The organism is Pseudomonas poae (genome assembly GCF_001439785.1).
Lineage (GTDB): Bacteria > Pseudomonadota > Gammaproteobacteria > Pseudomonadales > Pseudomonadaceae > Aquipseudomonas > Aquipseudomonas poae.
Map to the genome: position 1 here is coordinate 113,895 of NZ_JYLI01000013.1, position 13,421 is coordinate 127,315.

11 protein-coding genes are annotated in these 13,421 nt (G+C 58.2%); 4 read left to right on the top strand and 7 right to left on the bottom strand.

All coding sequences use genetic code 11. The annotated features are described in order from the left end of the window. Positions 1-229 precede the first annotated feature (229 nt). Complete coding sequence (locus TU75_RS16800) at positions 230-1,741, top strand: hypothetical protein (RefSeq protein ID WP_060549548.1); 1,512 nt, start codon at positions 230-232, stop codon at positions 1,739-1,741. A 7-nt stretch (positions 1,742-1,748) separates the two neighbouring features. On the opposite strand, the gene TU75_RS16805 is transcribed toward TU75_RS16800, so the two are convergent. Together TU75_RS16805 and TU75_RS16810 are read right to left on the bottom strand one after the other, a co-directional pair. After that, positions 1,749-2,465, bottom strand: a complete 717-nt coding sequence (locus TU75_RS16805) for an LrgB family protein (protein WP_060549549.1) — start codon at positions 2,463-2,465, stop codon at positions 1,749-1,751. Beyond that, entirely contained in the window at positions 2,462-2,815 is a 354-nt protein-coding gene (locus tag TU75_RS16810; RefSeq protein WP_060549550.1) for a CidA/LrgA family protein, read from the bottom strand. Before TU75_RS16810 ends, TU75_RS16805 begins: the two co-directional genes overlap by 4 nt. 185 nt (positions 2,816-3,000) lie before the next feature. On the opposite strand from TU75_RS16810, the gene TU75_RS16815 reads away from it, so the two are divergent. The 3 genes from TU75_RS16815 (at position 3,001) to TU75_RS16825 (ending at position 5,951) form a co-directional block, all read left to right on the top strand. Further along, positions 3,001-3,456: a MaoC family dehydratase gene (locus TU75_RS16815; protein ID WP_060549551.1), complete on the top strand. Its 456-nt coding sequence runs from the start codon at positions 3,001-3,003 to the stop codon at positions 3,454-3,456. Between the two features lie 105 nt (positions 3,457-3,561). Then, on the top strand, positions 3,562-5,280 hold the full coding sequence (locus tag TU75_RS16820) for a C13 family peptidase (protein ID WP_003237061.1): 1,719 nt from the start codon (positions 3,562-3,564) through the stop codon (positions 5,278-5,280). A gap of 29 nt (positions 5,281-5,309) precedes the next feature. Continuing rightward, positions 5,310-5,951: an oxidoreductase gene (locus TU75_RS16825; RefSeq protein ID WP_015373036.1), complete on the top strand. Its 642-nt coding sequence runs from the start codon at positions 5,310-5,312 to the stop codon at positions 5,949-5,951. Positions 5,952-5,999: 48 nt separating this feature from the next. Here TU75_RS16825 and TU75_RS16830 read toward each other — a convergent pair whose 3' ends face one another. From TU75_RS16830 to TU75_RS16850, 5 genes are all read right to left on the bottom strand, one after another. After that, positions 6,000-6,284: a YceK/YidQ family lipoprotein gene (locus tag TU75_RS16830; RefSeq protein ID WP_003237064.1), complete on the bottom strand. Its 285-nt coding sequence runs from the start codon at positions 6,282-6,284 to the stop codon at positions 6,000-6,002. Continuing rightward, entirely contained in the window at positions 6,277-6,906 is a 630-nt protein-coding gene (gene ubiX / locus TU75_RS16835) for a flavin prenyltransferase UbiX (RefSeq protein WP_060549552.1), read from the bottom strand. The genes TU75_RS16830 and ubiX overlap by 8 nt, the downstream gene beginning before the upstream one ends. After that, a complete protein-coding gene (gene mpl / locus TU75_RS16840) occupies positions 6,903-8,252 on the bottom strand; it encodes a UDP-N-acetylmuramate:L-alanyl-gamma-D-glutamyl-meso-diaminopimelate ligase (RefSeq protein ID WP_060549553.1) in 1,350 nt (449 codons plus the stop codon). The genes ubiX and mpl overlap by 4 nt, the downstream gene beginning before the upstream one ends. A 75-nt stretch (positions 8,253-8,327) precedes the next feature. Beyond that, positions 8,328-11,909, bottom strand: coding sequence for a hypothetical protein (locus tag TU75_RS16845; protein ID WP_231981894.1), 3,582 nt, complete (start codon positions 11,907-11,909; stop codon positions 8,328-8,330). Positions 11,910-12,114: 205 nt separating this feature from the next. Further along, positions 12,115-13,206, bottom strand: a complete 1,092-nt coding sequence (locus tag TU75_RS16850; protein WP_060549555.1) for a hypothetical protein — start codon at positions 13,204-13,206, stop codon at positions 12,115-12,117. Positions 13,207-13,421: the final 215 nt, after the last annotated feature.

Genomic DNA, 13,421 nt, shown 5'->3' on the forward strand with positions numbered 1-13,421 from the left:
TCATCCTTTAACAACGTCACGGACGGACCCAATGCCAAAACCACCCCACACTTCCCTGCCCCCCAGGACTGACGCACCTACCCACCGGACTCCGGACATTCAGCTACCGGTGTTTCGCCTGCCGCAGCTTTCATCGGGCCTGCCTGCCCTTAGCCTCGACACACGTACAACGCGTGTCGGAACGCCCCCGGCACAAGACCGCGGCCCCGGTACATCCACAGTGCCCGCAGTGACGGACTCCCCCCTCATTACCCACATCGCCAATGCGAGTGCAACCGCGCCATCCCTGGCCGATTACCTGCTCAAGCCCCCTATGCTGCGCGGCATACAACCTGCGAACACGCAAGGCTTTCGCTATATTGTCGGGCGCACCTTCGCTGACGTGAAAGGCATCGGCACGGTACACATCGAATTCGATCCGAGCGCTAACGCCTACCGCGCCACCGATCTGTACAAGCGCCTGCCGCCAGGTCCGGTGCTGTTCAAAAACGAGGGGGAACCTACCTGGAGAACGTCCCTCATGGCAGAGCAAGCCAACCCACTCAAGCGGCCGTTGCCCCTCGATTTTTTCTCGGGCGCCAGCTCGCTATCGAAAGTTCACGGGGCACAGCGCCCCAGCGTGCCCGATGCCAGTACTGCGAGGAGCGAGTTGCTAAGTGGCCCCTTCAAATCGCTTTTTCCCGACAAAACCCCTGAAGAGCACGCCCAATTGCTGCGCAACTACAACCTGTCGCCCACGCAACACGCACAGTTGCTGGCAGATCTTCGCAAGCACGCAAAGATCCCGGAATGGGCAACACTGCACAAACAGCAGACAGAAGACCCAAACAACCCATTGCGTTTCGATCAATTGCGCCAGGAAATCCAGCCGTTGATCCGGGCGATCAGAAGTGAAGACTATTCTGTAAATCACCCGGAAGATTTTGAAGACAGCATCAGCCAAGAATTCCTGAACGGTTTTCTTGAAACATTGGGCTACAAGCGAAACCTCAACGGCCAGCTATACCGCACCGACATCCCCGGTTTGTTCAGGGCTGATGACCGAACGCTGGTTGAGCTGACGAACGACAACGAAATGCTGCCGCGCATGAAACATCGGGCAGGTTCGACAACCGGCACGCCCATCAGCGCCAGTGTGAGCCTGCAAGAGGTGCAGACTTACAACAAGGGTTCGCCGCCCAGCGCATACCTGAAATACAACTACCAGACCGACTCACGCCCTCCACGAAACCCGAACAGGACTTACACCGATTCAGAGTCTTCCGACGGCGATACCTCGGACTCATCCCAATCGTCCCAATCGTCCGGCTCTGACGACAACAGCGAGATGATTCGTCGCAATCAGCGCTTTGGCTTCATCTATGTCATAGACACCCGCGGCATGGAGGTCGTACTCAAAGGCGACAACCTGTTTTTCAATACCAAAGGCGCGAACGAAGACGCCTGGCTTCCTGACGACGACCTGGAGGCCCACCTGTCAGTCCCCAAGGGCGAAGGCATCCCCAGCGACCGTATCTGGCTTATGCATTCTAGCCTGACCAGGGCTGCGAACATTGAGGATCTCGCTGCCCAAGCCGGCTCCTTCAGGAGGGATATCGAAGCGCGAACCCATGCTGGCCGCAACAATAAGGACGAATACGACACCCTGATCGACCAAGTGGCTGCCGCGGGCAAACCGATTCTGCAAATCAAAGAGAATGCGTTCGCAGACGATATTGTGTGGCCTCAACGGCTTGCCTGAACCTGGCTCAGGCAATCATCGACACGGCCAACGGCAGGAACACCGCCGTGGCCACGCCCATCAGGCTCATGGCCAGCGCGGCAAAGGCGCCGCATTCTTCGCTTTCCTGCAAGGCCACCGAGGTGCCGACGGCATGGGCGGTCATGCCCAGCGCCATGCCGCGTGCCTCGGGGCTGTGCACGCCGAGGCGCGTCAGGTAGGCCGGGCCGATCATGGCGCCGACCACGCCGGTGATCAGCACAAACACGGCGGCCAATGCGGCCACGCCGCCGATTTGCTCGGCCACCAGCATGGCAATCGGCGAGGTCACCGACTTGGGCGCCATGGTCATCAGCATCCGGTGCTCGGCGCCGAACCACTGGCCCAGCAACAGACACAGCCCGGTGACCAACACTCCGCCCAATACCAGCGTGGTAAAAATCGGCCAGAACAATTGGCGAATCCGTCGCAGGTTCAGGTAGAGCGGCACAGCCAGGGCCACCGTTGCCGGGCCCAGCAGGACGCCCATGATCTCGGTGCTCTTGCGGTATTCGGCGTAGCTGAGGCCACAGGTGAGCAGTACGCCGATCACCAGCAGCATCGAGACGAGAACGGGTTGCAGAAAGATCCAGCGGGTTTTCTCGAACCCGGCCAGCACCAGTTGGTAAGCCCCCAGGGTAATGCCGATGCCGAACAGCGGGTGATGGATAACGGAGGTCCAGGCGCCTTGCCAGTCGCCGATCATTGATTCTTCTCCTTGCGCTTGACCCACTGCTGCATCAGCACACCGACGAAACCCATGGCGATCACCAGCGATAACACCAGCGCACCGATGATGGCCCAGAAGTCGGCGGCAATCTCGCGGGCGTAAACCATCACGCCCACGGCGGGCGGCACCAGCAGCAGCGGCAGGTATCGCAACAGGCTGCTGGCCGCCAGGTTCAGGGGCTCACCGACTTCGCCGCGCCAGATGAGGAACCCCAGCATCAGCAACAGGCCAATGATCGGCCCCGGCAGTACCGGCACCAGCAAATGATTGAGCGCCGTGCCGATCAATTGAAATAGCACCAGCCAAGTCAGGCCCCTTAACAACATCCGCGTTCTCCCCCGTCAAAACTCGCCCGCATTATAAGCATGTCAGGTCTATGCACCGGCATTCGCCATAAGCATGGTGGATTGACCGGGCGCAAGGGCCGTGATGATCTACAGTGGTTCTCTGCAATCCAGAAAATGCCCCGACGATCGGGCAGATAAAAACCGATGAACCAAGGAGAGATGCAATGCCCTATGTACCTGTAGCGCAGCTCAAAGATCATGTCGGCAAGGAACTGGGACGTTCCGACTGGCTCACCATCGACCAGGCGCGTATCAACCTGTTCGCAGAGGCCACAGGCGATCATCAGTTCATCCATGTCGACCCGGTCAAAGCCGCGCAGACCCCGTTCGGCAGCACCATCGCCCACGGTTTTCTGTCGCTGTCGCTGATTCCCAAGTTGATCGAAGACATCCTGGTCGTGCCCGAAGGCCTGAAAATGGCGGTCAATTATGGCCTGGACAGCGTGCGCTTCATCCAGCCGGTGAAAGTCGACTCCAGGGTGCGCCTGGCGGTCACCCTGACCGATGTCACCGAGAAGAAGCCCGGCCAGTGGTTGCTCAAGGCCACCTGCACCCTGGAAATCGACGGCCAGGAAAAACCTGCCTACATTGCCGAGTCGCTGTCCCTCTGCTTTGTGTAGGGCCCTGTCTGTGGTGAGGCGCTAAACCTCGCCACAACGTATGTAAATTTATGTATCAAACGCGCGGCTGCGGCATACTCGGCGCTCAATTATCCGGATCCCGCTATGCGCCCACTCGCCCCCCTTGCCCTTGCCCTGTTGCTCACCGCCTGCGGAGACGGCGAATCGCTGTTGCCGCCCGATGCGCGCCTGCCCGATGGGGGCCGCTACCGGGGTGATGTGGTCAATGGCCTGCTGCAGGGCCAGGGCCGTGTCGACTATCCCAACGGCAGTTGGTACGCCGGTGCGTTCGACAAGGGCCAGTGGCACGGCCTGGGCGAATGGCATGGCAGCAACGGCGAAGTCTATAAAGGCGAGTTCCAGCAGGGCCTGTTCGATGGCCAGGGCAGCCTGACCACCGCCGGCAGCCAATACGTGGGCGGCTTCAAGAAGGGCCGCCGCAACGGCGAAGGCACCCTCAAAGAGGGGCAGATGACCTACCGTGGCGAATTTCTCGACGACCAGTACTCAGGCCTCGGTCGCCTGGAGCTGGCCGACGGCAGCCAGTACCAGGGCCAGTTCGCCCACGGCAAGCCGAACGGCGAAGGCCAACGCAACGACGACAGTGGCAACCAGTTCAGCGGCCGTTTCGTCGATGGTCAGCTGGAAGGCAACGGCACGTTCAACAGCGCCGACGGCGACATCTATGTCGGCCAGTTCAAACAGAACCAGCTCAACGGCAAGGGCCGCTACGAAAACGCCGACGGTGACGTGTGGATCGGCGAGTTCAAGGAAGGTGCATTGAGCGGTAAGGGCGAGTTGATCGGCGTGGACGGCAGCCACTACGTGGGCCAGTTCAGCGATTGGCGTTTTACCGGCGAAGGTCGCCTGAACCTCACGGACGGCAGCTTCTATATCGGCGGTTTCGATGGCGACAGCTATCAGGGTCGCGGCACGCTGGTGCTCACCGACGGTACCGTGCAGGCAGGTACCTGGGCCAATGGCCTGCGCGTGCGAGACGCCGACGGCAAGCTGCTGCCCGACCCACTGGAAATCGGCGTGTTCGCCCAGGGCCGTTTGCTCAACGAGGCGCTCGCCGCAGTACCCGCCTCCACCCCCGCCGTGGAGCTGTACACCCTGGCCGTGGCCGGCGACGGCAAGCAAAGCGTGTTCCTGCGCGAAGCCGATTACGTCAGCAACATGCTCGCCACGCGCTTCGGCGCCCGTGGGCAGATTCGCCTGGTCAACCACCGCGACCACATCACCGACCGTCCCCTGGCCACCCGTGAAAGCCTGCGCCGCGCAGTACAGACCCTGGCCGAACGCAGCGGGCCGGAAGACCTGGTGTTTATCTACCTGACCAGCCACGGCACCCACGAGCATGAACTGGTGCTCGACCAGCCGCGCATGGAGCTGGCCGACCTGCCCGCCGACGAGCTGGCCGCCGTGCTCACGCCGTTGCAAAACCGCGACAAGATCATCGTGATTTCCGCCTGCTATTCCGGCGGCTTCATTCCAGCGTTGAAAGATGAACACACGTTGATCATGACCGCCTCAAGGGCTGATCGCGTGTCGTTCGGCTGTTCCGAGGAAGCCGACTTCACCTACTTTGGCGACGCCCTCTTCGCACAGGCGTTTAACCAGACCGACGATTTGCAGCAAGCCTTCAAACTGGCGCAACTGCACGTGACCGAGCGCGAGCAGGCGGACAACTTCGAAGCGTCCGAACCGCAGATCTGGGCGCCCAAGGGAGTGATCGCCCACTGGCAACTCTTACGCAAACAGCAGGCACGAAAGGCGCTCGAAAGCGTCTCAATGAATAGCAAGGAAGCCAAAGGCAACTAAGCTGTAATGTGTAATAAGGGGGAAACATCATGTACCTGACACCTCAGCATATCCTGCTCGCAGGCGCCTCGGGCCTTACCGGCGAACACTTGTTGGACCGCCTGCTCAACGAACCCACCGTCAGCCGCGTACTGGCGCCGAGCCGCAAGCCACTTGCCGAGCACCCGCACCTGGAAAACCCGGTGGGCGAGCCGGCGCAGGTGTTGCCACAGCTGAGCGGCCAGGTGGATATCGCCTTCTGCTGCCTGGGCACCACTATCAAGAAAGCCGGCTCCGAAGCGGCCTTCCGCGCCGTCGATCTGGACATGGTCGTCGCCTTCGCCAAACGCGCGCGGGAACTGGGCGCGCGGCACCTGATCGTGATCAGCGCGATTGGCGCCGATCCGAAATCCTCAGTGTTCTACAACCGGGTCAAAGGCGAAATGGAACAGGCAGTGCGGGCGCAGGACTGGCCGCAACTGACCCTCGTACGGCCTTCGCTGTTGCTGGGGGATAGACTTGAACCGCGCCTGGCCGAACAACTGGCCGGGCCGTTGTCGCGTTTGATTCCAGGCAAGTACCACGGCATCGAAGTGTGCGACCTCGCCCGGGCCATGTGGCGCCTGGCCCTGGAAGAACAGAATGGCGTGCGGGTGGTGGAGTCGGATGAGTTGCGCAAGCTCGGCAAGTAACCTGAACCTGTGGGAGGGAGCAAGCCCTCTCCCACATTTGGCCTTGCGTCAGAGGCCGCCTGTTGCGTTAAACCCCACGCCCAACACCGTTAACACCGACAGCGGCAACAGCAGCGTATCGAGCAGCGCACTGGCTGGCAGGTCCGCGTGAGGGTAGCGCGGCGCCTCCGCCCCGAACTTGTCCCTGGCACAACAGCCGCCGTCAATCGCATACAGGTCCAGGCGTGTGCCGGCATACACCACCGGTGCGCCGGGCTGCGCGGCGTCCAGCGTACGCGCCGTGGCGCAGCCGGCCAGTTGCAGCGCCATCACCAGCAGCAGCGCCTTATTCATCACTGCTCAAATGGTGCTCGCCCCAGCGCGGCAGCATGTCCTGGGGGATGTTGAGCAGATTGAGAATGCGCGCCACCACGAAATCCACCAGGTCATCGATGGTCTGCGGCTGGTGATAGAAGCCCGGCGACGCGGGCAAAATGGTCACGCCCATGTTCGACAACTTGAGCATGTGCTCCAGATGAATGCTCGAATACGGCGCTTCACGCGGCACCAGGATCAACTGACGACGCTCCTTGAGCGTCACATCCGCCGCCCGCTCGATCAGGTTGTTGCAGGCACCGGTGGCAATTGCCGACAGCGTGCCGGTGGAGCACGGCACCACCACCATCGCTGCAGGTGCGCCGGACCCCGAGGCCACCGGCGACATCCAGTCTTCCTTGCCGTAGACCTTGATCTGCCCCGCCGCCGCACCGGTGTATTCGGTGAGGAACGCCTGCATGGTCTGCGTCTTGGAAGGCAGTGACACATCGGTCTCGGTGGCCATTACCAATTGCGCGGCCTTGGAGATCAAAAAAAGCACTTCGCGCTCTTCGCGCACCAGGCAATCAAGCAGGCGCAGGCCATAAGGCGCACCGGATGCGCCGGTCATTGCCAGGGTGACGCGTTCCGGGCCGCTCATTTCAGCGCCTCGGCCAGCTTGCCATGCAAGCCGCCGAAGCCGCCGTTGCTCATGACCACCACGTGAGTACCCGGCGTGGCCTGCTGCTTGACGTGTTCGATGATGCCTTCGATGCAATCGCAGACCGTCGACGGCACGCTGCACAGCGCTGCAATCGCCGGCAGGTCCCAGCCGAGATTGGCGGGCGCATACCAGATCACCTCGTCGGCATCGTTGACGCTTTGCGGCAAACCATCGCGGTGCGCGCCGAGCTTCATGGAATTGGAGCGCGGCTCGACAATCGCGATGACTCGGGCATCACCTACCTGCTTGCGCAAGCCATCCAGGGTGGTGGCAATCGCCGTGGGGTGGTGAGCGAAATCGTCGTAGATGGTAACGCCATTCACCTCAGCGACTTTCTCCATGCGACGCTTCACGCTTTTGAACGCGCTCAACGCAGCGATACCCATGGCGGGCACCACGCCCACATGCCGCGCGGCAGCCAGAGTGACCAAGGCATTGGCGACGTTATGCTGGCCGGTCATGCCCCACTCGACGATGCCCTGGGCCTGGCCTTCAAACAGCACTTCGAAGCGCGAGCCGTCTTCGCTCAGCAGCTTGACCTGCCACTGCCCGCCGGCGCCGGTGGTTTGCACCGGAGTCCAGCAGCCCATGTCGATCACACGCTGCAGCGCAGGCTCGGTGCTGGGGTGGATGACCAGACCTTCGCTGGGAATAGTGCGCACCAGGTGGTGGAATTGCCGCTCAATGGCCGGCAGGTCGGGGAAGATGTCGGCGTGATCGAATTCAAGGTTATTGAGAATGGCCGTACGCGGACGGTAGTGGACGAACTTGGAGCGCTTGTCGAAGAAGGCGCTGTCGTATTCGTCGGCTTCGATCACAAAAAACGGCGTCTCACCCAAACGGGCAGACACCGAAAAATTCTGCGGCACACCGCCGATCAAAAAGCCCGGGCTCATGCCGGCATGCTCCAGCACCCAGGCGAGCATGCTGCTGGTGGTGGTCTTGCCGTGAGTGCCCGCAACCGCCAGCACCCAGCGACCTTGCAGTACGTGGTCGGCCAGCCATTGCGGGCCGGAAACATACGGCAACCCCTTGTTAAGTACGTACTCGACCGCCGGGTTGCCACGGGACATGGCATTGCCGATCACCACCAGGTCCGGCACCGGTTCGAATTGCGAAGGGTCGTAGCCTTGGGTCAGCGCAATGCCTTGAGCCTCAAGTTGCGTGCTCATCGGCGGGTAAACGTTGGCGTCGGAGCCGGTGACGTGATGGCCCAACTCCTTGGCCAGCACGGCCATAGAGCCCATGAACGTACCGCAGATACCCAAAATATGAATGTGCATAATTGACCTCGTAAAACATCGGCGCAGGTTAGCGCAGGGCGAAGGAAATCGCACTCTTTAGGTCAATGCCACGGATCAGGCCGCGTCCGGGTTCAGCAGCTTGTACAGTTTCGCCTGGACCTTTCTCACTGCGACTATCTTTTTCTCAATCACCTCCAGGCGCTTTTCCAAACCGTCGGGGCCTTGATCAAGGTCACCATAGAAGTGGTAGGGTTCAAAAAACACTTCGTGCATGTGCGCGTCGATTTCTGCGCGTTCCTCGATCAAACACAACTCCGCTTCCAACTGGTCCAGAAGCCGTTGTGGGTCGTCCGACCAGACTTGCCTCGGAACGTGATTGAGCACCGTGCCCCCCGCCGAGTACTCCAGTGAGTGTTTTTCTATATTGACGGCATTCGACTTTGCGGCTTCGAACCGAAGGCGCAGAGCAGAGTCAATGCGTACCTCGACAGCGGGCGCTATACCTTCAGATACGCCGTCTGACGGAGCAGGCGCCATAGGTTCGTCTTCGGGCAAGCTGCCATGGTGAATCACAGAGGGAAGCGTGCGGTGATAGAGGTGCTTGTTCAGCGCTGTGCTGGCCGCCGAAAGTCCTGAGTCTATGACGACGCCCACTGCCGGGGCCACCAACTGCCGGGCAACATTGGATAGCGAATCGGGGTCGAGTTCTTTCAATGGCGCGCCGTTTACAGTAGAGGCATGGGCAGCCCCCCATTCTGAATGTCCCTCTACTTTTCGATAGGTACCTTGACCGATGCTCTCTTTATTACCATTACCCAATTTTGAAGGAGTGAAGCTGCCACTACGCGGGCCATGGATACTGCGCAACTTGTCGAGCGATGACGCTTGCAACCGGCCCAATTGCTTGATGCCTTTCCCACTCAGCTTAAACACGCCACGGCCCACATCAAACACATTACTCAGGGGGTTGGCTGCCTGCACGCCCGCCGCGGCAAAGCCTTTGGTGAAACTCAATAGCGAGCCCAGCCCTTTGGTGCCGGCCCTGAGGGCTTGAACGCCGCCTCTCGCGGAGGGGACAACAAAACCGAACACGTCCAATACAAGGTTTATAAAACCCTCGCCAATCCTGCCCTCCATAAAGCTTTTGATTGCCGAATAAAAAGGCACAAGGTTCAAGAAAAACTCACGAACCGCCGCATGAAACGCAATCGACCGTTCTTGAGGTGTCTGCCCCTTGGCGTTTTTTTTGACCGACTCCAGACCACGGGTAAAGTAAGCGCCGACAATGGTCGACAATTCACTGAGCTTGGGAGAAATAACCCCCGGAACCGGCCCCACAAACGACCTGGGCATGGCCGCCGCCAAAGATGCCGAGGGGTAGATGCGACGCGCGGTAACGCCCAAAGAGGGTTCGTCGGCCAATTGCCAATGTATATCGACGGTGCTTTCAGTTTCGCCGGGCGAACCGGGCCGAGGCATCGTGAAATACAGATGCGTCTGCGGGAACTGCAAACCGGGCCGAGAAGGGTCGGCATCCTTGACAATCTTTCCCTGCGCAGGCGAATACAAATAATGTACGACCCTGCCATCCAGCTCCGCGCGAATGAGCATGGCGCCCGTGGCAATATATTGAGCGATCTTGTGATCAGCATTTAGACCTGTCCTGTCATTGGGCGCATCGAGACTAAAGGTTGTAATCTTGCCCCGCGCAAGCAAACGCCTGTCCTCCAGCGGCAACAATGAAACTTGATAGCTGAACACGTTCTCGAACATTTTCTTTAACTGAGCCGTATAGACCTCAAACGACTCATCGAACGCTTTGTTTATATCCTTCAGTTGCGAGAACTGCGGAACTACTTTTTCAGCCGAAAACTCCGCGCTGTCAGAGTACCAGCGTTGTGCATGCAGATCGCCGGACATATAAATGTCCATCAGGGAATAAATCAATCTGTTACCCGACGCGACTGTACTAAACAGTTTCTGCTCAAAAAAACGTGTGTTTTCAGAGCCGTAAACGTGCCGTAATTCCGCAAGCGCCAACCTTTTCCGTGTCGGTATCGGCGTGCTCAACAGCTCTACGGCCTCGGTCATGCTGTTTACTTGGATATTCATTGCCTCGACTGAGCGTTCGACTTGCTCGACCGTATACTCGTCGTCAACGTTTTCTTGAATAACGCCCCGCACGATAGCCCAGTCAATCACTGACCTCATCAGGGCAAGTTGTGCCTGGTGCTGCGCATGTTCGGTGATAGGCGCAACACTGTCCTGCTCCATAATTGCCTGGTAAGTTTCGCCGATGGTTGACCCTGCCGCACTCAGCTCCCTTCGAGATACCGCGGCACTAAACAGCGCCCATGAATGGGAACCGTATACAAGGGAGGGCGGAATGTCTTTTACAAGAAATTCAGGTGCGCAGACGGATAACAATTGAAACGCCACCACTTTTGCCAGCGACGCACCAAAGCGAATGTCGAGATGCTTTTCAAAACGGCTGACCACTTCAGCCGGTGAGCACCCCCAGTTGGCTCGTTGGCGCAGGTTATAGCCAGCCAGATTGTTGCGCTGTTGCCCTGCGTTGATATCGGCATCCAATAACAACGCGGTCATCAAGGCTTCTTCGCTGCTGGTGGCGGTAGGCAATGCACCTATCGCCATTTGTATTCGCTTACCCAGTGTCTGTGCTTCTGGAGCGTTGACGAGGTTCTTTAGAAAGGCTTGCGGACTATTAGATTCGGGAATTGAGCGGCTCAAGTATTCGATCAAACTCTCAGCGCTACGCCGCCCCTCAGGTTGCTGTTTTTTCTGTTGGGCAATCCATGTTTCAACAACGCGGGTGACTGCGGACTGATCCGGCGCACTCATTGACACATCCTTGGTGAGCAGTCCGCCTGCGCTGTTTTTGCTCTCGCTGCTATAGGTTTGCGCCCCCAGTGCCAGAAGGAGATTGAATAGTTCATCCTTGTTCTCTGGGACGAGCCAGCCATTGTCAAGAATCAACTGCTTGAGACTGACCATCACAGGTTGGTGCTGCTCTTGACTCCAGTGTTGAGAATAAGGGGCCACTTCTACCTGCCGCAGCGCGAGGTCGAAAGCAGGGCCTGGTTTGGCAAGGACAGCCCTCATCGCGGCGAGCATGTTATAGAGGGTATCCGCTTCACCTACCGCTTGCTGCACCGGCTCCATTAACGACGGGTGGGGCAACGCATGCTGATGCTCACCGTAAAAATTCTGCACATCGCTCAACGCTACCGTACCGCCCTGATAAAACGCCGGAATACGCAACTCGTCATTGGGGGCGAGCACATTGGCGATATGCAACAAGGCATTCTCTATCTCACGGCCACCTAAAAGATCTGTCAGCAGCACACTCGGTCTTTTAATTCGAGCGTTAAAATAATAGGTGACTTCACCGGTTCGAGTATTGATTCGAATTTCATCAACGGAACCACCTGCTATTGCTTCCAACCGCCGCGCGGCAGAAGAATGGACAGCTGACTTCAATACGTTGATCCAACGGCCCAGCGTAGAGTGCGCAGGCACTTGAACTCTTCCGCCTGTTGCCAACTGGCGCCCAAGTGCTTTAGCCAACTGTGCATCACCCGCCAATTGAGAAGCCTGCCAATCAACAACTGAAGGGTTCACCTGTATTGACGACGCCACGGCTCGCCCATCAGCAAGACTTGAGTGATTGTTCATACGGAATATTTCCTTCGGTTGTTATAGCTGATCTAACCCATCAACGGAAAAGCGTTTTCTGGCAGCGCAACTTGCCCCACCAGAAAACGCTTAGTTGCTAATCAAATACTAAGGTATCGCTCAGCAGAGCACCCAACGTCGGGCATAAAACGCCTCCTGCGCCAAGCACGACACTTAAGTATTAGATAAGCAAAAGCAACGCCGCTTACTGTCCTTCGGAGCGAGCCCTGAAAGCATCCACAATACTCGATTGGGATCTATCGATTACATGCATTCTTCGCTGGGCCGTGTCGACTCGCTGAGAGAGCCCCGCGACCCCCTTGGGTGCATCCTTCAACGGCAAGTACGCTTTAAAGAAAACTTCGCAATTTTCGGCCAACTCACAGGTCAAGGCCTCATTGCGATCCAGCAACTCCTCAAGCTGGGTCATTCGTTTGAGAGGGTCGGCTGACCAGTCAGGAGAAGGAAGCCAGCCCTTTTCAAAGGTCCCGAGTTGCAAAGCCATTGCCGTATTCGTCGAAGTAAATGCTGAGACTTGCAAGCCGTCCATTTTGCTGTACAGCGCTTTGGTTTCTGCATCCAGCTCTTTGGTTTCTGCACCCAACTCTTTGGTGGTTGATGCCTCCTTCTGGGTCTTGGCCAAGGAAGGGTCAACGATCGACTTGGTCCCTGGCGCTTGTGGCAAAAGCGGAAGAGGCAGGTAGGACGCTTTGATACTCTCGCCCCACGAGGTAGAAGCACCATAGGCACCGACGCTGATAGGCGCCGAAACCAAGCCGCTGATCGCAGCGTTGGTGGCTGCTTCCGCTGCAACATTCTTTATGCCAGGCGACTTGGGAATCACGCCGGCCTTGATCAATTTTTCCGCGTCCATCATGCGCTGGGTTAATTCGGCTAAGTTCTTAATCGGAGGCACTTCCGACTTCTCAGACGTTTTGCCGACTGCAGCTTTTTTGTTCCACTTGGCGAACGCATGATTGGCTGAAGCAACCACCCGACCCACTGGAAGAGCGACATCACCCTTCACCGCAGTTTCCATACTCCTGGCAACGTTGCCCTTCTTGTCGAGAGGCCGACCCACGGAATCTACGAGATACTGGTCTTTGTTAACCAGCCTGTTTTGCTTGTCGATCAAGTGATGCTGATCATTGATAGCATAACCCTGGGGATTAATGCGCTGATTAAACTCATTAATCAAATGCCCCGAGGCATTAATCGGCTTGCCCTGCGCGTTAAGTGTTTGCCCGAGCGAATTTTTTTTAACCGCCGGCCTTGAATGCCCCTGGTTGACACTCATACTGCGTGATTTAGTTACAGGTCTGCCAACAGTGGGCTGACCCGAAAAACTAACGCTCCTCGTAGGTGCAGCCGGAGCGGCAGCAGGTCGCGGAACATATGCCGGGATAATCATGGGTACAGACGCATTGACTCTAGCCATTAAAACCACCTCTATATAAAATTCAAGTTTTCATTAAGAGATCTCCCTGTTCTCGACTATTGAGTGGACACTGA

Bases quoted from the DNA above. Each gene is read 5' to 3' on its own strand.
- TU75_RS16850 (WP_060549555.1), bottom strand. From the start codon at position 13,206: ATGAGTGTCAACCAGGGGCATTCAAGGCCGGCGGTTAAAAAAAATTCG.
- mpl (WP_060549553.1), bottom strand. From the start codon at position 8,252: ATGCACATTCATATTTTGGGTATCTGCGGTACGTTCATGGGCTCTATG.
- ubiX (WP_060549552.1), bottom strand. From the start codon at position 6,906: ATGAGCGGCCCGGAACGCGTCACCCTGGCAATGACCGGCGCATCCGGT.
- TU75_RS16820 (WP_003237061.1), top strand. From the start codon at position 3,562: ATGCGCCCACTCGCCCCCCTTGCCCTTGCCCTGTTGCTCACCGCCTGC.
- TU75_RS16815 (WP_060549551.1), top strand. From the start codon at position 3,001: ATGCCCTATGTACCTGTAGCGCAGCTCAAAGATCATGTCGGCAAGGAA.
- TU75_RS16825 (WP_015373036.1), top strand. From the start codon at position 5,310: ATGTACCTGACACCTCAGCATATCCTGCTCGCAGGCGCCTCGGGCCTT.
- TU75_RS16810 (WP_060549550.1), bottom strand. From the start codon at position 2,815: ATGTTGTTAAGGGGCCTGACTTGGCTGGTGCTATTTCAATTGATCGGC.
- TU75_RS16805 (WP_060549549.1), bottom strand. From the start codon at position 2,465: ATGATCGGCGACTGGCAAGGCGCCTGGACCTCCGTTATCCATCACCCG.
- TU75_RS16830 (WP_003237064.1), bottom strand. From the start codon at position 6,284: ATGAATAAGGCGCTGCTGCTGGTGATGGCGCTGCAACTGGCCGGCTGC.
- TU75_RS16845 (WP_231981894.1), bottom strand. From the start codon at position 11,909: ATGAACAATCACTCAAGTCTTGCTGATGGGCGAGCCGTGGCGTCGTCA.